16 protein-coding genes are annotated in these 18,388 nt (G+C 69.1%); 2 read left to right on the top strand and 14 right to left on the bottom strand.

What is annotated here, in order from left to right; translation table 11 throughout:
* Positions 1-12: 12 nt before the first annotated feature.
* The 7 genes from obgE to ACWD4P_RS10575 form a co-directional block, all read right to left on the bottom strand.
* Positions 13-1,491, bottom strand: coding sequence for a GTPase ObgE (obgE, locus tag ACWD4P_RS10545; RefSeq protein WP_359830415.1), 1,479 nt, complete (start codon positions 1,489-1,491; stop codon positions 13-15).
* A gap of 158 nt (positions 1,492-1,649) precedes the next feature.
* Complete coding sequence (rpmA, locus tag ACWD4P_RS10550; RefSeq protein ID WP_030058248.1) at positions 1,650-1,907, bottom strand: 50S ribosomal protein L27; 258 nt, start codon at positions 1,905-1,907, stop codon at positions 1,650-1,652.
* A gap of 14 nt (positions 1,908-1,921) precedes the next feature.
* The gene (gene rplU, locus ACWD4P_RS10555) at positions 1,922-2,239 is read right to left on the bottom strand and encodes a 50S ribosomal protein L21 (protein WP_045696828.1); all 318 of its coding nucleotides are present in this window, start codon (positions 2,237-2,239) and stop codon (positions 1,922-1,924) included.
* Positions 2,240-2,467: 228 nt separating this feature from the next.
* Positions 2,468-6,130: an Rne/Rng family ribonuclease gene (locus ACWD4P_RS10560; protein WP_449779334.1), complete on the bottom strand. Its 3,663-nt coding sequence runs from the start codon at positions 6,128-6,130 to the stop codon at positions 2,468-2,470.
* Positions 6,131-6,526: 396 nt separating this feature from the next.
* The gene (locus ACWD4P_RS10565) at positions 6,527-7,327 is read right to left on the bottom strand and encodes a TIGR03936 family radical SAM-associated protein (RefSeq protein ID WP_449779335.1); all 801 of its coding nucleotides are present in this window, start codon (positions 7,325-7,327) and stop codon (positions 6,527-6,529) included.
* Positions 7,328-7,497: 170 nt separating this feature from the next.
* On the bottom strand, positions 7,498-7,926 hold the full coding sequence (locus ACWD4P_RS10570; RefSeq protein WP_359819957.1) for a PIN domain nuclease: 429 nt from the start codon (positions 7,924-7,926) through the stop codon (positions 7,498-7,500).
* Positions 7,902-8,162: a type II toxin-antitoxin system VapB family antitoxin gene (locus ACWD4P_RS10575; RefSeq protein WP_449779336.1), complete on the bottom strand. Its 261-nt coding sequence runs from the start codon at positions 8,160-8,162 to the stop codon at positions 7,902-7,904. Before ACWD4P_RS10575 ends, ACWD4P_RS10570 begins: the two co-directional genes overlap by 25 nt.
* A gap of 239 nt (positions 8,163-8,401) precedes the next feature.
* Between ACWD4P_RS10575 and ACWD4P_RS10580 the strand changes: the two genes are divergently transcribed.
* On the top strand, positions 8,402-10,021 hold the full coding sequence (locus tag ACWD4P_RS10580) for a recombinase family protein (RefSeq protein ID WP_449779337.1): 1,620 nt from the start codon (positions 8,402-8,404) through the stop codon (positions 10,019-10,021).
* Between the two features lie 201 nt (positions 10,022-10,222).
* Here the strand turns inward: ACWD4P_RS10580 and ACWD4P_RS10585 are convergent, their stop codons facing one another.
* From ACWD4P_RS10585 to ACWD4P_RS10605, 5 genes are all read right to left on the bottom strand, one after another.
* Positions 10,223-11,647 carry a replication initiator gene (locus ACWD4P_RS10585; protein ID WP_449779338.1) on the bottom strand — a complete coding sequence of 475 codons (1,425 nt, stop codon included), beginning with the start codon at positions 11,645-11,647 and terminating at the stop codon, positions 10,223-10,225.
* A gap of 127 nt (positions 11,648-11,774) precedes the next feature.
* Positions 11,775-11,966 carry a hypothetical protein gene (locus ACWD4P_RS10590; RefSeq protein WP_380741483.1) on the bottom strand — a complete coding sequence of 64 codons (192 nt, stop codon included), beginning with the start codon at positions 11,964-11,966 and terminating at the stop codon, positions 11,775-11,777.
* Positions 11,966-12,952, bottom strand: a complete 987-nt coding sequence (locus tag ACWD4P_RS10595; RefSeq protein WP_449779339.1) for an FtsK/SpoIIIE domain-containing protein — start codon at positions 12,950-12,952, stop codon at positions 11,966-11,968. The genes ACWD4P_RS10590 and ACWD4P_RS10595 overlap by 1 nt, the downstream gene beginning before the upstream one ends.
* A gap of 317 nt (positions 12,953-13,269) precedes the next feature.
* Complete coding sequence (locus ACWD4P_RS10600; protein ID WP_449779340.1) at positions 13,270-13,476, bottom strand: hypothetical protein; 207 nt, start codon at positions 13,474-13,476, stop codon at positions 13,270-13,272.
* The gene (locus tag ACWD4P_RS10605) at positions 13,476-13,835 is read right to left on the bottom strand and encodes an SCO3933 family regulatory protein (protein ID WP_117487750.1); all 360 of its coding nucleotides are present in this window, start codon (positions 13,833-13,835) and stop codon (positions 13,476-13,478) included. Before ACWD4P_RS10605 ends, ACWD4P_RS10600 begins: the two co-directional genes overlap by 1 nt.
* A gap of 254 nt (positions 13,836-14,089) precedes the next feature.
* Here ACWD4P_RS10605 and ACWD4P_RS10610 point away from each other — a divergent pair, with 254 nt between their 5' ends.
* Positions 14,090-14,866: a GntR family transcriptional regulator gene (locus tag ACWD4P_RS10610; RefSeq protein WP_449779341.1), complete on the top strand. Its 777-nt coding sequence runs from the start codon at positions 14,090-14,092 to the stop codon at positions 14,864-14,866.
* Between the two features lie 539 nt (positions 14,867-15,405).
* Here the strand turns inward: ACWD4P_RS10610 and ACWD4P_RS10615 are convergent.
* Together ACWD4P_RS10615 and ACWD4P_RS10620 are read right to left on the bottom strand one after the other, a co-directional pair.
* Complete coding sequence (locus tag ACWD4P_RS10615; protein ID WP_449779342.1) at positions 15,406-17,898, bottom strand: SEL1-like repeat protein; 2,493 nt, start codon at positions 17,896-17,898, stop codon at positions 15,406-15,408.
* Positions 17,895-18,323, bottom strand: coding sequence for a hypothetical protein (locus ACWD4P_RS10620; protein ID WP_449779343.1), 429 nt, complete (start codon positions 18,321-18,323; stop codon positions 17,895-17,897). The genes ACWD4P_RS10615 and ACWD4P_RS10620 overlap by 4 nt, the downstream gene beginning before the upstream one ends.
* Positions 18,324-18,388 lie beyond the last annotated feature (65 nt).

Raw genomic sequence — 18,388 nt, forward strand, 5'->3', positions numbered from 1 at the left:
GGCCCGGACCGGTCAGTGGTCCTCGTCGTCGCCCTCGATGGCGGCCGGGCGGCTGCTGGAGAGCGCCTCGAAGGCGAGGAACTCGGCCTCGGCCGCGTCCCGGCCCTTCTGCTTCTCGCGGCGGCGGTCGACCGCCGGGCGCGGGCTCTCGAAGCGGTGGTCCTCACCGCGGCGGCCGAGCATCTCGGCACCGGCGGCCATGGTCGGCTCCCAGTCGAAGACGACGGCGTTCTCCTCGGGGCCGATGATGACGGTGTCGCCCTCGTGGGCCCCGATCTTCCACAGCTCCTGCTCGATGCCGAGGCGGGCCAGCCGGTCGGCGAGGTAGCCGACGGCCTCGTCGTTGCTGAAGTCGGTCTGGCGGACCCAGCGCTCCGGCTTGACGCCGCGGATGTGGTACGCGCCGTCCTCCTCGGTGATGGTGAAGCCCGCGTCGTCGACGGCCTTGGGGCGCAGCACGATCCGGGTGGACTCCTCGGCCGGCTTGGCGGCGCGCGCCTCGGAGACGATCCCGGCCATCGCGAAGCTCAGCTCGCGCAGGCCCTTGCGGGAGGCGGCGGAGACCTCGAACACCCGGTAGCCGCGCTCCTCCAGGGAGGCGCGGGTCAGGTCGGCGATGTCCTGGCCGTCCGGGACGTCCACCTTGTTGAGCGCGACCAGGCGCGGACGGTCCTCCAGGCCGCCGTACTCGGCGAGCTCGGCCTCGATGGTCTCCAGGTCGGTCAGCGGGTCGCGGCCGGGCTCCAGGGTGGCGCAGTCCAGCACGTGCACCAGCACCGAGCAGCGCTCCACGTGCCGCAGGAACTCCAGGCCGAGGCCGCGGCCCTGGCTGGCGCCCGGGATCAGGCCGGGCACGTCGGCGATGGTGTAGACGATGTCGCCCGCGGTGACCACGCCCAGGTTGGGGATCAGGGTGGTGAACGGGTAGTCCGCGATCTTCGGCTTGGCGGCGGAGAGCACCGAGATCAGCGAGGACTTGCCGGCGCTCGGGTAGCCGACCAGGGCCACGTCGGCGACGGACTTGAGCTCCATGACGATGTCACGGGCCTCGCCGGGCTCGCCGAGCAGCGCGAAGCCGGGCGCCTTGCGGCGGGCCGAGGCCAGCGCGGCGTTGCCGAGGCCGCCGCGGCCGCCCTGGGCGGCGACGAAGCTGGTGCCGTGACCGACCAGGTCGGCCAGCACGTTGCCCTTGCGGTCCAGCACCACGGTGCCGTCCGGCACCAGCAGGACGAGGTCCTCGCCCTCCGCGCCGGTGCGGTTGCCGCCCGCGCCCGGCTTGCCGTTGGTGGCCTTGCGCTTGGGCGAGTGGTGGTACTCCAGCAGGGTGGTGACCTGCGAGTCCACGGTGAGGATGACGCTGCCGCCCTCACCGCCGTTGCCGCCGTCCGGGCCGCCGAGCGGCTTGAACTTCTCGCGGTGCACGGAGGCGCAGCCGTGGCCCCCGTTACCCGCGGCGACATGAAGTTCGACGCGGTCCACGAAGGTGGTCATGGGTGTGCCTCCAGTGCGCGAGAGTCTGCTTGCTGCCTGCGTAAAGCGTGAAGGGTGGACCGGATAATTCCGGCCCACCCTTCACTGTGAGTCTTCTCAGACCCGGTGAGTCCTCTCGGACCCGGTGGGTCTGTTCAGACCCGGGAGTCCGCGGGGACTCAGGCCTCGACGGCCACGATGTTGACGACCTTGCGGCCGCGACGGTTGCCGAACTGCACCGCACCGGCGGTCAGCGCGAACAGGGTGTCGTCGCCACCGCGGCCGACACCGGCACCCGGGTGGAAGTGGGTGCCGCGCTGGCGGACGAGGATCTCGCCGGCGGAGACGACCTGGCCGCCGAAGCGCTTCACGCCGAGGCGCTGGGCGTTCGAGTCACGGCCGTTACGAGTAGAGCTTGCGCCCTTCTTGTGTGCCATTTTTCGCTATCCCCTTACTTGCTGACCGAGTCGATGCTGGTGATGCGCACCGCGGTGTGCTGCTGACGGTGACCCTGACGGCGGCGGTAGCCGGTCTTGTTCTTGTAACGCAGGATGACGATCTTGTCACCCTTGGTCTGGTCGACCACCTCGGCGTGAGCCTTCACGCCGGCCAGGACCCACGGGTCGGAGGTGACAGCGTCACCGTCGACGACGAGGATGGTCGAGAGCTCGACCGAGTCACCCGGCTTGGCCTCGATACGGTCAATCTCCAGCACGTCGCCCACGGCGACCTTGTGCTGGCGGCCGCCTGCGCGAACGATCGCGTACATGCGGTACCTGCTTTCCTTGCTCGGTCGGAACCCCCGACGCCAGCCACCTGGGTACGGACACAGGAGCCTCTCCCCGGCCCTCCGCGCGAACGCGGTGACCTCGGGAAGGTGATGTGCTCGGGAGCATGGCGTAGACACGCCGATGGTCAAGAATACGGACCGGCCGCCCAGGGGGCAAACCGGCCCGTACGCCCCGGGGCGGGATCGCTCCCGCCCCGGGCGTGGGCACTACTCGGACGCCGTATCACCCTCGGCGGCCGCGGCCTTCTTGGCCGCCGCGCTCGTCCGCTTGGTCGCGGTCTTGCGGGCGGTGGTCTTCTTGGCCGCCGTGGTGGTCTTCTTGGCGGCGGTCTTCTTCGCGGCGGTCTTGCGGGCGGCCCGCTTCTTCGGCGCCGGCGCCTCCTCGGCGGCGGCCTCCTCGGCCGGGGCCTCGGGGGCGGCCTCGGGGACCTCGACGGCCTCCGGCGCCTCGGCGACGACCGCGGCCTCCGCGGCCACGACGGGCTCGCCCGGCGCCTCGGCGACCGCCTCGGCGGCGGCCTGCGCGACGGCCGGTGCGGCGGCCTCCAGGGCCGCCTCCAGCGCCGCCTCGGCCTTGGCCTGGAGCACCACGATCTCGGCGGTGTCCGGGGAGCCGGCCGGAGCGGTCGCCTTACGCACCGCGCGGCGCCGCGGACGGCCCGCCGGAGCGGCGGCCGGGGCCTCGGCCGCGGGGGCCTCGACGACGGGCGCCTCGACGACGGGTGCCGCCTCGGCCGGAGCCTCGACGCCCGGGACCTCCAGGGCCAGCTGGCCCTCGATCTCCTCGCGCACCGGCTCGGCCGACTCGATGACGGCCTCCACCGAGAGCGGCTCGGTCACGACGGCCACCGCGGCCTCGACGGCCTGCGGCTCCTCGTGGCCCGCGCCGCCCTTGCCCCGGCGACGGCGCTTGCCGCTGCCCGAACCGGCCTCGCCCGCCGCCACGGGGGCGTGGACGTGGGCGCTCGGCTGCTCCATGTGGACGATCACGCCGCGGCCGTTGCAGTGCACGCACGGCTCGGAGAAGGACTCCAGCAGGCCCTGGCCGACCCGCTTGCGGGTCATCTGGACCAGGCCCAGCGAGGTGACCTCGGCCACCTGGTGCTTGGTCCGGTCCCGGCCCAGGCACTCCAGCAGGCGGCGCAGCACCAGGTCGCGGTTGGACTCCAGCACCATGTCGATGAAGTCGATCACGATGATGCCGCCGAGGTCGCGCAGCCGCAGCTGGCGCACGATCTCCTCGGCCGCCTCGATGTTGTTCCGGGTGACCGTCTCCTCCAGGTTGCCGCCCTGGCCGACGAACTTCCCGGTGTTGACGTCGATGACGACCATCGCCTCGGTGCGGTCGATCACCAGCGAACCGCCGCTGGGCAGCCAGACCTTGCGGTCCAGCGCCTTCATCAGCTGCTCGTCGATCCGGTAGGTGGCGAACACGTCCACCTCGGAGGTCCACCGCTGGAGCCGCTCGGCGAGGTCCGGGGCCACGTTGGAGACGTACTCGTGGATGGTCTTCCACGCCTCGTCGCCGGAGACGATGACCTTGCTGAAGTCCTCGTTGAAGATGTCGCGGACGACCCGGACGGTCATGTCCGGCTCGCCGTACAGCAGCGCCGGGGCGTTGCCGGTCGCGGCCTTCTTCTGGATGTCCTCCCACTGCTGCTGGAGGCGCTGGACGTCGCGGGTCAGCTCCTCCTCGGAGGCGCCCTCGGCGGCGGTGCGCACGATGACGCCCGCGTCGTCCGGGACGATCTTCTTGAGGATCTGCTTCAGGCGGGCGCGCTCGTTCTCCGGGAGCTTGCGCGAGATGCCGGTCATCGAGCCCTCGGGCACGTACACCAGGTAGCGGCCGGGCAGCGAGATCTGGCTGGTCAGGCGGGCGCCCTTGTGGCCGATCGGGTCCTTGGAGACCTGCACCAGCACGGACTGGCCGGACTTCAGCACCGACTCGATCCGGCGCGGGCCGCCGTGGCCGCCCAGCGCGCCGAAGTTGACCTCACCGGCGTACAGCACCGCGTTGCGGCCCTTGCCGATGTCGACGAACGCGGCCTCCATCGACGGCAGCACGTTCTGGACCTTGCCCAGGTAGACGTTGCCGACGTACGAGGTGGCCTGCTCCTTGTTGACGTAGTGCTCGACCAGCACGCCGTCCTCGAGGACGCCGATCTGGGTCCGCTGGCCGCTCTGGCGCACCACCATGACGCGCTCGACCGACTCGCGGCGGGCCAGGAACTCGGCCTCGGTGATGATCGGCACCCGGCGGCGGCCCAGCTCGCGGCCCTCGCGGCGGCGCTGCTTCTTGGCCTCCAGACGGGTCGAGCCCTTGATGGACTGCACCTCGTCCGGGTCGAAGGACGGCTCGGTGGAGCGGCGGCGCGGCTCGCGCACCTTCACCACCGTACGGACGCCGTCCTCGGTGGTCTCGGCGGCCTCGACGGCGCCGGCCTCACCGCTGCGGCGGCGACGGCGACGGCGACGGCGCGACGAGGACAGGCCGGCGGCCAGGTCGTCGTCGTCCTCGCCCTCCTCCTCGGCGGCCTCGGCCGACTCCTCGGTGGCGGGCTGCTCGGTCTCGACGGCCTCGGCGGCCTCGAACTCGTCGGCCTCGCCACGGCGGCGACGGCGGCCGCCCCGGCGGCGACGGCGCGACGGACGGCCGTCCTCCTCCCACTCGCCCTCGGTCTCCGGACCGGCGGCGGGGGCCTCCACGACGGGCGCCTCGACGGCCCGGGTCTCGACGGCCCGGGTCTCGACGACCGGGGCCTCGACGACCGGGGCGGCGGCGGGCGCCTTCACCGTCTTCGCCGGCGCCTTCGCGGCCGACTTGCGGCGGGTCGGCTCGACCCGGGTGCGGACCCGGCGGCGACGGCCGACGCCGCTGTACTCGAACTCGTCCTCCTCCTCGCGCGCGGCCGCGGCCGGGGCCTCGGCCTGCACCGGCGCGGCGGCGGCGGGCTGCTGCTCGACGGCCGGGGCGGAGGGCGCGGCGACGGTCGGCGCGGCGGCGGCCGGCTCCTGGAACACCGGCGCCTGGAAGATCGCGGTGGCCGGGCGGACGGCGCGGCGGCGCACCCGGTGGTGCGGCTCGGCCTCGGCGGCCGGCGCGGCGGCGGGCTGGGCGGCCGGCTCCGCGGCGGCGGGAACCTCGGCGGCGGCCTCGGCGGCCTCCTCCTCGGACTCCTCCGCGACGGCGGGCTCCTCCACCGGCGCCTCGACGACCGGCGCGGCCTCGACCACGCGACGGCGACGGGGGCGGCGGGCCGGAGCGGCGGAGGCCTCCTCGGCCACCGGCTCGGCGGCGGGGGCAGCCACGGCGGGGGTCTCGACGACCGGCACCTCGACGGCGGGGGCCTCGGCCTCGGCCGCGGGGGCACCGGCGGGCGCCTCGGCGCGCTTGCGGGTACGGCGGGCCCGGGCGGGCTTCTCGGCCTCGTCGGCCTTGTCCGCGCTCTCGGTCTTGGCGGCCTTCGCGGCCTTGGTGGCCCGGGCGGGCTTCTCCGCCTTCGGGGCCTTCGCGGCGGCCTCGGCCACCGCGGGCTCGCCGGTCTCCGGCGCGGTCACCACGATCTCGGTGGCCTCCGGCGCCCCGGCCGGGGCCTCGGCGCGCTTGCGGGTACGGCGGGCGCGGACCGGCTTCTCGGCGGCCGGCTCGGCCGCCGGCTCCACGGCCGGGGCCGGGGCGGCTGCGGGCGCCTCGGCCGGCAGCACGGTCTCGGCCGTCTCGGCGGCCGCGCCCTGCGGGGTGCCCGCGGGGCGGGACACCGCGCGGCGACGGCGGCGCGGCGGCGCGGCGGACGCGCCCTCGCCGCCGGTCACGGCGGTCTCGTTCTGTTCCGTTGCGGCAGTCTGCTGCGGATCGGTGTTATCGAGCATGCGGGTGGATCTCCCGTCAGGCCCCCGGGCTCCGCATCCGAGCACGGCACGACACCGATGGGCGGCCGGCATCGCGAGGATGCCCGGACCGGACCCTTTGACGGTGCCGCCGTGCGGACGCGAGGCCGCACAGGGGCTCGTAGTCTCGCTCGGCGCCCCGCACACGGCGGGGTGTCGAAAGTCTTCTGGTCTGACCAGTCTTCTGAGGTTTTCCCAAGCTGCGCCGTCCCCCAACCCCGGGTGGCTCCCGGACGGGGTCCCGGACCGGCCGACCTTCCTGGTCGGCAGGCCCCGGGTGGCAGGCCTGCGCTGCGACGACGCTCGCTCCCCTGGGGAGCCGCGGGAACCCTGGAGGACCGTCGGGCCCAGTGAGGCACTGGGCCCGGCCTCCCCCCGCTAGGCGGACGCGGTAGCGTGCGGCCCTGCGGCCGGCTCCGAGCCGACCGGGGCCGCGGCGCGGTCGAGCGCCAGCGGGTCGGTCACCGTGCCGGTCTCCTCGTCGAGCGGCCCCTGCGCCAGCCTGGTCACCTCTGCGGGGACCGGCGGCGCCAGGTCGGCCGTCACACGGAGACCGGACAATACGTCGTCGGGTCGTACGGCGGGTGTGGCGTGTCGTACTACCAGGCGCAGTATCGCACAGGGACGGCCGGTACGAACATCGCGGTCGGTTTCCGTCCCGGCGCCCGCACCCGTCTCGACCTGGGCCGGGACGGCTTCCAGCGCCGCCACCGCGCCCCGCGCGTCGAAGACCCGCAGGCCGTTCTTGGTGCGGCGCTCGACCTCGACGCTCTCGGCGGCGAGGAAGCTCGCGACCGCCGCGGCGGCCACGTCGGGCTCGACGCCGTCCAGCCGGAGCAGCCACTCGGAGGCCTCCAGGCGCTCCACGAAGTTCGGCGTGCGCACCTCGACCGCGTCGATCACGTCCAGGCCCGTCGGCAGCGACTCGTCCAGCTGCGCCCGCAGCTGCTCGGGGTCGCGGACAGCGGCCAGGCCGATCTCCAGGTACTCCGCCTCGCTCGCCACCCCGGTCGGGGCCGCGTTGGCGTAGGAGACCTTCGGGTGCGGGGTGAAGCCGGCCGAGTAGGCCATCGGAACGGCGGACCGGCGCAGGGCGCGCTCGAAGGCGCGCTGGAAGTCGCGGTGGCTGGTGAAGCGGAGCCGGCCGCGCTTGGTGTAGCGGAGACGAATCCGCTGCACCGTCGGCGCGGGCGGCGGACCGTCGGGCGTACGGCGTGCCAGGGTCGCTCAGTCCTTAGTCAGTTGTCCCCGTCCGGCGCGGCGTCTTCCCGTCGCTGTCCGGACTCTGTCACCTCAAAGGGTACGCGCCCCGCCACCCCCCTCGCTCCGCCCCTGGTCAGAGCCGGTCCTCAGTCCAGCGACCCGGGCTCGGCCAGCCACCTGGCCTTGAGGTCGGCGTGCTTGGCGATGGTCTCGAAGTCCCGGTCGTAGTGCAGCACGGTCAGCCCGTGGTGCATCGCCGTGACGGCGACCACAAGGTCGACCACACCCGCGGACCGATGGCTGCCCGTTTCGGCGAGCAGCAGTTGCAGGGCCTGGATGTCACGCCAGACCTCATCAGGCACGACCCACCAGGTATACAACCGCTCGAACTGCACTCGCATCGCCCGCATTTCGGCAGCCGACCGGGCCGAGTACAGCAGCTCGCCCTCAGTCGGAGCGCACATGCCGATCGCCCCCGACGCCAGGGCCTCACCCCAGAGTGACAACGCCGACGGCTTCGTGATCAACCGCGCCGCCGCCGAGGTGTCGATCAGGAAGCCTTCCCGAGCTCCCATTCAGCCCCACCCTGCTTTCCGCGCCGGACCTCGTCCTTGAAGCCCGGTTCCAGCAACTTGTCGAACGCACCGTCCTCAGCGAGCCGCGCCAGTTCCTGCAGCGCGAGCTCCCTGCGGCGCCGCGCCCCTATCTCCGCCAGCGCAGCGTTGACGGTGTCCTTCTTCGTCGTGGTTCCGAGCACCTCGGCAGCCAGGGCCAGCGCTTCTTCATCGATGTCGATCATCGTCTTGGCCATACTCTACACCTCCCCTTATCTATACTGGACCATGTTTGGATTCTATACTCAACCAGGGTCCTCAGATAGACAGTAGCGCCCCGTGCTGGATACATCCAGCACGGGGCGCCGAGGCTGTACGACTACTTGTTGACGACCGTCAGCGGCAGCATCTTCTTGCCCGTCGGGCCGATCTGGATCTGGGTGTCCATCTGCGGCCACATAGACATGGACCTAGAACCATCGCTAGCGTCCCTGACATGGGACGAGGTGCAAAGCGCGCCGTACCGGCGCAGCAGCGACAGCAGCAGTACGACGTGGACGCCGAGTGGTCGCCGGCGGACCTGAAGCTCCTGAAGGAGCTGAAGCGGGCGGAGGCCCAGCTGCCCGAGGAGGCTCCGCGGGCTCTCCTCTCCATCCGGCTCAGCGTCCTCACCGACGAGACCACATCTCCGGTACGCCAGGAGCTGGACCTACGGATGCTGGCCCGAGACATGGGCGTGCGGGTCGTCGGGGTCGCGAGCGACCTCAACGTGAGCGCCACGAAGGTCCCGCCGTGGAAGCGCAAGCAGCTCGGGGAGTGGCTGAACAACCGGGCGCCGGAGTTCGACGTCCTGCTGTTCTGGAAGCTGGACCGCTTCGTGCGCCGCCTCTCGGACCTCAGCACCATGATCGAGTGGTGCCTGAAGTACGGGAAGAACCTCGTCTCCAAGAACGACGCGATCGACCTGACCACCGTGGTCGGCAAGGTCATGATCACCCTGATCGGCGGGATCGCGGAGATCGAGGCCGCCAACACCTCCACCCGGGTCACCAGTCTCTGGGACTACGCCAAGACCCAGACGGAGTGGCTGGTCGGCAAACCGGCATACGGCTACAAGACGGCCCTGGACGAGAACGGCAAGACCGTCCTCACCATCGATGAGACCGCTTACAAGGTGCTGCACTGGAGTCGGCGCCGGGCGTCGAAGATCTCGGCTTCGCACCAGGTGCGCATCATCAAGCGCGCAGGCGTGCCGGGCTCCGAGGGGCTGACCACGGCGACCCACCTCCGGAGGCTCCGGAACCCCGCACTCATGGGGTACCGGGTAGAAGAGGACAAGAGCGGCGTCGGCCGCAGGTCGCAGTTGATCCTCGGCAAGGACGGCAAGCCGATCAGGGTCGCGGAGCCGATCCTCACGGAGGACCAGTTCGCACAGCTCGGCAGGGACCTCGACAGGTGGGGGAAGAACCAGCCCGCCCGCCAGGAGGGCGGCGCCACCAAGTTCCTCGGGGTCTTCGTCTGCGAGGACTGCGGCACCAACATCACGGTGCAGGTCACGACGACCAAGGGCGTCCAGTACAAGTACATGCGGTGCAGCGGCTGCAAGGGCGGCGGGCCCGGGATCAACGATCCGGACGGGGTCAACGCCGCCCTCGTGCGGGACGTGCTCAAGGTGCTCGGCGACGAACCGGTCCTGGTCCGGGAGTACGCCAAGGGAGCCGAGGCCCTGAAGAGGAAGAAGCAGCTGGAGGAGTCCGTCTCCTACTACATGAAGGGCTTGGAACCCGGCGGACGATTCGCCCGCACCACCTTCACCCGCGAGCAGGCCGAGGAGACGCTGAACCAGCTCATCGACGAGTTGGCGGCCATCGACCCCGAGTCCACCCAGGACCGATGGGTCAACGCCGCCAACGGCAAGACCTTCCGCGAGCACTGGGAGGCCGGAGGCATGGAGGCCATGGCGGCCGACCTGGTCCGCGTCGGCGTGACCTGCAAGGTGACCCGCACGAAGGTCCCGGGGCAACGGCAGCCCACCGTGCACCTCAAGCTCAGGATCCCCAAGGACTACCGCGATCGGCTGGTCATCAAGGAAGACGACTTCGCGAGCAAGCTCTGACGGCGACAGCCCCCGTCATCGTGGCGGGGGCTGTTGATCATCAGTGTTTGGCCGAGTCGTACGGCTCCTCGTGCCCCTCGTCGTCCACGATGACGATCTCACTCTCGATGGCCGGGGCCCGGAGCGCCTTCCGACGTGATGGAGCCGGCGGTACCGCCTCGCGAGGACCCGTCGCTGCTCTGGCCCCTGTCTGCTTGGCCGTCACGGTCTCTCCCCTGCCTGCTCGGCACGGGCGACTTCCCGGTTGGTGGCGAGGTCTTCGGCGATGCCGGCCGCGACGAGCGCTTCGGCCGGGGTGTGCCCGGTTCCGGCGAAGCGCCAGGCACCTTCGGCCACGGTCCCGTCGTCCCAGTCCGCGTACAGGCCGCAGGCGTGTTCGGCGCGGGCGGCTCTGAGCTGCCCATATGTAGTGGAGTAGGCCCGCGTCTTGGTCAGGCAGTGCCCCCGGTACCCGAGCATGTGGGCCCAGGCCCGAAGCCGCAGGTACTGAAGTTCGGGCAGGCCGCCGAGGCGCCAGGCAGTGGCGATGAGGGCGCGGACGTGCGGGCTGACCCGCAGGGCCTGTATCTCCGCCAGAGACTCGATGCGACGGTCGACAGCGCCGGCGGCCTCCACACTCTTGCTCGTGTACTTGGCGACGTAGGCCGCCACGGCATCGTCCGAGATGTGCCCGCCACCTCCCTTTATAAGGGGGTGCACATCCAGCTGAGCGCCGAAGCCGAGCCGTCCACCGCCGGAGGCCATCGAGTCGGGACCCGGGAGCGCCACGGCAGCGGCCGCCGAGCGGACGGCCTCCAGCAGGAGGTCTTCTGCTGCCCACGGCGGAGGCGGAGTAGTGGGACCGTCCGGGCCGTCGAGTCTGATGACGGCGTGGAAGTGGACGGCGCCACGCTTCTGGTACTCGGCGACCTTGGCGGTGGAGACCCTGACCAGGGTGCGCACCTCTGAGCGGCCGACGCCCGCCCCGGTGGCGAGGTGGTGGTACAGGTTGTCGCGGAAGGCCTTCCACAGGGCCGGGGCCATGGCGTTCCACAGGACGTGCCCAGGGTAGTCGTAGCAGTCCGCGCAGAGCGGTTGCCCGACGAGCGGCTCAGCCTCCAGGTGGGTTCGACCGCAGCCTTGGCGGCAGCTGTGCTCACACCGTCGACGCCGAGCCGGGTGGCAGTCGCCCGCCCGGTGAACCGGCCCGAACGATGGCGCGGTCAGGGTGACGAACAACCGCGGGTGCGTCCGTACCGTTTCCGGGACGCCTTTGCCGCCGACCAGGCCGGAGCGGACCAGGTGGAAGGTGTCGCCGCTGTGCTCCCGGGAGCAGGGCGCGCAGCGGGAGGCCCGCCGGTTGCGGCAGCGGACGGCGAGCCGGCCACCGGGTTCGGTGCCGGTCGAGTAGTGGCGCAGGACTTCGCCGGTGTCGGCGTCGAGGGTGGTGGTGTGCCCAGCGAGGTAGAGCGGCTCGGCACACCCACCGGTGGTACGGATCTGCTCCAGCCAGCGGTTCAGGTCCGGCATCTCACCGAGGCGGACGAAGTCACGTTCTGTCAGCGGCAGTTGGCGCAGCCGCGCCTCCCGGTCGAGGAAGGCACGGCGTGCGGTGGGGTCGGTGTACGGGTTGGTGCCGGCGGTCATGGTGGATGTCTCCAGGGCCAGGGTCTGCCGGGCCCCGGCCGGGCCAGGCATGCGGTGGCGCGGCCGGGGGCGGCGGTGGGACGGGCGGGCTGGGTGGCTGGTCGGGTTGGCACGGTGATCACGCCTCTCAGGTGGTGTGGGTGAGTCCCTGGACGAGCCAGGTCACCGCGTAGACGACGGGGTCGGCCCAGCCGATGCGGTCGAGGTAGATCCCGAGGACGCCGACGAGGACGACGTGCCAGATCTTGAGTTCGCCGGAGCGGACCAGGAGGTAGGTGACGAGGGCCAGGACGGCGGTCAGGATGAGAGCGGCGCCCATCAGATGTAGACCCCTTCGTTCGGCTCGTCCGCCGTGTGGAGGCCGGGCCAGGACGGAGCCAGCCGGGCGTACTTCCTCGCCGCTCGGCGTGCCTGTTCGGGGGTGACGTGGACGGACCGGGCGCGGGTCCACCGGCCGTCGGCGCCAACCGTGATAGCGACGCCCTGCTCAGCGGCGGTGATCTGCTGCGCGGCAGCCAGGGCGTCCTTGTCGAGATCGCCCAGCGCCATCTCCGCCGTCCCGGCATCGTTCACCCGGTGGCAGACCCGGCCGGCCAACTGCGCCCGCAAGGCGGTCACCCCGGGGCCGAGGTCGGAGCCGACCCGTTGCCCCGCGACCACCAGGTGGACACCCAGAGCGGCACCGAGCTGGGCGAGCCGGAGCAGGTTGGTGGAGATCTCCCCCACCTCCGCCTTGTCATCCCTGGTCGCCACCAGGTACAGCTCCGCTACCTCGTCCACGATGACGACGACCGGCATCTTGCGAAGCTTCGGCGGCAGGTCCCAGACGGACCGGGCCCCGACCGAGCGGCACAGCTGCATCCGGGCTTCGGTCTCCGCGACCAGCTCCGCGAGCAGGTGGGCGGCTTCCGCCCGGGTGGCCGCCAGAGCCGACAGCCGGTCCTCGAACAGGGACAGCTCCATGCCGCCCTTGAGGTCGATGCCGAACAGGGCGACGCGTTGCGGGGCGAGTTCCTTCACCAGCGCGGCGATGAGGGTGGACTTCCCGGAGCGGGTCGCGCCGACGATCAGCCAGTGCGGCGTTCGCCGCAGGTCGATCGTCCAGGCCCGGCCGTCCTCCAACAGCCCGACCACCGCCCGCAGCAGCCTCTGCTTCAACCGGTACGGCGCCACCGGCGTGATCAGCGGGTCCCAGGCGAGCGCCGAGAGGGTGACGAACCCGCGCTCGTCCGCGACCAGCCGTACCGCGTGCACCCGCCAGGCATGGGTGAGCGCGTCGAAGGCCTCAGCGAAGTGCTCGGGCACCTGCCCAGGGTGAAGCCGCACCCGCACGTCGATGCCGCCACGCCGGCACTTCGCGACACCCAGCCGGGGCGGTGTCGGCCGAAGCGGATCCCCTCGGACCATCAAGTCCCCAACTCTGGCCCGCCCCGGACGTTTGGCCACAGCGAGGCCGAGGTTCGTGGTCAGACGCCGCCACGTCATCCGGACTCGGATCACGGTCGCCGGGTAGCCGAACAGGTGCCACCAGAGATAGGGGTGGCTGCGCCTCAACACCGGGGCCATGCTGAGCGCGATGAGCACCGTTGCCAGCATCGCCACCCAGAGCAGTTGAAGAACGATCACAGCCCTCCCCCGTTCTCCACCGCCGTGTTGTGGGCCACGGTCTCCAGGTCACGGGCCTGACCAGCAGCCTTGGTAGCGATGCCGGCGATGTGGTCGAAGAGCTGAGCCCCCTCGTCGTCCCGCCCGAACGGGTCGACTTCTTCGGCCAGGTCGCCGAGTTCACGCAGCAGGCCGCGCAGCTTCACGCGGGTCGCGCCGCTCATCAGGCGTCGCCGCCCTTGCGGGAGGCCGCCGGAGCCGGGACGGCAACCGGAACCGGGGTGATGGCGTCGGCCCGGAAGGACAGGCCGTGCCGGTCCCCCATCGCCCAGGAGAAGGCCGTCAGGCCGGTGACGTGCACCCGCACGCCCTCCACGACACCGACCGGTTCGCCGGACACGCTGATCTCGATGATCGAGGCCCGCCGGCCGTCCTGCCGGACCGCGACCCCGACCGTGTAGACGGTCTGGCCCTCCCGGTCCTTCCTGATCTCCCCGGTCTCGCGGTTCGCGATCCGCACTTCGGGGGCAACGATGCAGGTCATCGCGCCGAGCCGGGTTCCGTCCACGGGAATGGACTGCATGAGCGCACGCTCCTCTGACACCAAGGGCAGCATGACGTTAGTCGTCAAACGTACTTATCTTTGACGCCTCGGTGATGCCCCTCCTCGACGCCCCGACGCAAGCAATTCATGCTTACGTTTAACGGCTAGCAACTGACGACAGACCTAGAGATGCCGCCCGACCAGGGCAAACGACCACAGACGAACCCTCGAAAACGACACGGCACACGCGAAGCGGGCCCGTTCCCCGGCGTCCGCACCAAGGGGTCAACACCATGGCGATCATTCGGAACGAGGCACTGCACAAGCAGGTGGCGGCGGCGATGCGACAGTCCATCGCCACCGGCGAGTGGCCCCCCGGTACCCAGCTGCCCACCGAAACCGATCTCGCCGAGACCTACGGCGTCTCCCGCCCCACCGTCAGGCTCGCCGTCGCCGCCCTCCGCACCGAGGGGCAGTTGGACGTGAAGCAAGGCCGCGGCACCTTCGTCCGCGCCGCCGTCCACGGCCCGAGCGGCAGCCTGGACCGGACCATCACCGCCCAGGGCGACACCTTCTCAACGCCCGTCGACGCCTGGTTCGACCACGCCGAGAAACCCACGGTCTACCGCACCCGCACCGACGCCATCACCGCGCCGCTGCTGGAGATGGACCAGGACGAACTGATGCTCGGCTGCGACCGCCTCCTCAGCGACCCCGCCGGCGACGGCCGCGCCCTCCATCGCCTCCTGCTCCCCATGGAACGCATCGAGGCCACCCCACTCGCCCAACAGCCCGCCACCACCCCGGCCGAGGCCTACGCGATGCTCGCCGCCGCCGGCCACAGCCTCACCTGGTACGAGCGGGTCAGCGCCCGGGTCCCCCAGCCCGACGAGCGCGAAGCCCTCCAACTCTCCGAAGCCGCCGTCCTCCTGATCGCCCACCGCATCACCTGCGACCAGTCCACCGGCCTCCCCCTCATCCTCGAAGAGACCCGCCTGGGCGCCGAAACCACCGCCCTCACCTACGCCATCGACGCCCACAAGCCCAAGCGCGCCAAGGCCTCCCGCTAGTACCCCCGAACATGCCGAAGCCCCCACGTCCACACCGGGCGCGGGGGCTGTCGCAACTCCTCTTCACTTACTCAAGGGGCGCGCACAGCGCGCCGGCGCGCGGCCTTGCCGCTCGCCGCCGCTCCTGACTCCGCCCCGCGCCGGCGGCGGCCGGCCGCGCCCACCGCAACGTGCGGCCCAGTGAGCGCCGAGGTCAGTACCCGTCGTGGCTGAGGCTGGGCGGCTCCGCGGTTTTACCCACCTCCCCGGACCGGGACCCGCGTCGAGCAAGACCGGGGGGCCACTCGGCCAAACTGCGGTCAGGCCCAAAAGCCCTGACCGAGCCGCAGCAGCTTACGGCCCCCCGATCATGCCCGACCCCACCCCAGGCAGGACACCGGCCAAAACCGCTCCGCCGCCCTCATATTCATTACCTGGCACAGCGAGTCGGCTTCAGCGCCTGCCAGACACCTGGCCAGTCAGCCACTGGAACCACGCCACCTACCCGTTCCTGAGGAAAAGAACCCAGGGGCGCCAGTTAGAAAACTCTCCACCCTTGACTAGGAATTGCCACCTTTAGCGGCCAACCTATTACGCTTCTCGTGTTCACCGAGAGCATCATAAATGCTCATAAGCAATTCGGCAACATCTTCCCCCTGGTCAAGGGCGGACTCAAGAGCGGGCACCGCGCGGTTCAAATTCCTCTTACGGACATGGAGTTTACCGATATGGAAATAGGCGTGCGAGCTTCCACCTTCTACCGCCCGCTCGTACAGGCGAATGGCCTCTTTATGTTTACCCGAGCGCTCCATAAGGTAGCCCAAGCAGACTGCAGCGGCCATATCACCAAGTTCCACGCCGCGCCTGTACCAGAACCTAGCAGCTTTTGCATTCCCCATCGACTCCTGGATGAGCCCCATCTCAGAGTATGAGTCGACGCTGCCAGCCTCGATTGCTTTATTGCACCAAGAAAGCGCCTCTCGGGTATTCCGGGCCCTTCGGAACCTTCCTGCCAGGGCATACATCGCATGGGAGTCTCCAGCGGATGCAGCCTCGCGCAGGAGAATCATCGCTTCCGATTCCCTGCCTTGCCGGGAAATCAGGACGGCGAGGTTTGTCTTGGCGGAAATTGAGCCCGACTCAATGCAACTTCTATAGAAATCCTCTGCTTCACTCTCCCGCCCAGTCTCCCCGAGAATAATGGCGAGATTAAATGCAGCCCGACTATCCTTCTGAGAAACCGCGCGAAGAATGCGCTCTGCATCCTCAAGGCGCCTAGCTCGGTAAAGCAGCGTTGCTAGATTATTTCGAGCCCGGGCAAATCCATGCAGGGTTGCGATTTCATAAGACTCTTCCGCAGAATCGACGTCACCTCGCTCTTCGTGAAGCCGGCCGAGGTAGAAGTAAGCCTCGTTGTTGCCATCGAGGACGGCTGCGTTGAGCCAGTCCCAGGCCGTGTCATAGCTACCCTGGTCTAGCTTAAGCCGCCCAAGTATCATCTTGGCCATGGAGGGCCGAGTCTCCAACAATCCTTCAAAGAAGTCCTCGGCTGCAATCCAATTCTTTTCCTCTACATAGAGGCTGGCTAGGTGGTGTGCTGAGGCATGATCGCCCTTCGATGCCCCGGCGCGAAGAATCTCTAGCGCCTCAGTGGGCCGACCGTTTTGCTGAAGTGTGATTGCAAGGTTGGCGTGAGCAAGAAGATTCCCCTGAGATATTGCCCTACGGAACCAATACTCTGCTTCTTCTGGCTCGCCTCGCTGTGTCGCAAAGTACCCGAGATGGAACGACCCTTCACCCATCCCCGCATCTGCACTCAGAGCGTAAGCTTTTTCGGCAATTTCAACCCTCCCAAACTCCTCGGCTTTATGGCCGATAAAGTGAAGGGCTTTTGGAGGGAGCGTCTCTATGGCATACTCCCAGATAAAATCTGGCGGACGAGGAGAATTATGTTCACGTGAAATTGCATCTGGAAGATAATCAAACGCCACGTACGCATCATCGCCGTCTGGGATCAGGAGGCTGCTGGTAGCGTGCAGCGGTTGGGTCGCCCAGTGAAATGCGTCTTGAGTCGACTCGGGCCTAAGTCTGGCACCTCCGCGCTGCTTGAGATATTCGTCGTGAATTCCCAGCAGAACTTGACGAGGAATTGGCCAGCCAATTCCAATCCTCCTGAAATCCACTGCTGCCGCAACGAGGGAAGCGCCACGGGGGTTCAGGCCCGGGGCCCAAGCAGATCTCCAGTCAAGCATCAGCTGAGGGCCTGCGGCTAGATATTCAGCGATGCCGACTTCGCTGCTATGCCGCACCGCGTCCTTGAGTCGAGGGTCATCGACCCCTCTCACTCTCGAAATCTCCTGCTCGCTCCACCTTCGATCCAAATAAATGACGTGCGATCTGGAGATTACGCCACGGGAGTTCCTGAGAGACGCTTGGAGCTGGCTATTTTGACCTGGCATCATCCGAGGCGAAACCAGAGAGAGCTGTTCGGCGCGTATAGTGCCAATTACTACAGCGCCCGCTTGAAGTGCCGCATCGATCATTTCGCCAGTAACAGCAGGGGGTGAGAGGAATCTTTCTAGATCATCAAGCCAGATGGTCAGATTCCCTTTTTCGAGATGTGCCATACCGCGCGCGAGATCGCCGCCATCCTGTGGGCGATATAGAAAGCGATCCCCAAACCTTGATATTAGCGCCTCGTAGGCACAGCGCGACTTACCGGCCGTTGAATCGCCGGTAAGCAAAACAAATGATCCGGGGCGCAAGAGTGATGCCAGATCGAAATCTATATCTCGCTCGACATACGGGGGAACCCGGTCTCCATTTAGGCTAGGCGCGGGGTGCACACCCCAGGCGATGGGGTCGCTGCAATCTCTTACTCTTGGGAGACTTGAGAGCGCCGTGCCCCTGGCGGCATCAACTATGCCAGTATTCGGTTCTTGATCACGGCTCGCAAAATAGATCTGAACACCATGGCTCTGTTGAAATGCGGCGCCGTGATCGTGAGCGGAAGCATGCTGTGCCGGGCGCTCCTCCCGGTAATCGTCGCTCACTTTGATCCGTAGATCTGGGTTCCCGACCCTTGCTGGAATATCACCCCATGGTCACGCGCAACTGCATTCTGTTCTACTGAAGCCGAGCTGAAAATTGGGCGCATGGGATCTGCCAACAAGCTCGCGATTTCTGCCCTCAGGGTTTCGTCCTCGCGGAGCGCTCGCTTGATCTGATGGCGAAGAGCAGCAACAGCATCAGACTCCTCGCTATCGTTCGCTGCATCCTCAAGAGCAACCTCGAATGCAGCCTGACCGGTGGCGCTACTCCGCCGCCAGATAGACTGCAAGATCCGACGTCCAAAGTTGGCTGTAGCGTCTACTGCCGCGCCTTCGGCCCGTGTGAGCACCGATCCGCCGTACGCACTCAGGGCTGCAGTGACGTATGGACCTGCCTGCGTCACCAACTCCGCGATCTCGGTACTCACCGCACGCTCCCTCCCTGTTCTTGTAACGAGTTACAGCCTAGAGGCAAGAACGCCCAGGAGTGGTG

The sequence above is a fragment of the Kitasatospora sp. NPDC002543 genome (assembly GCF_053594915.1).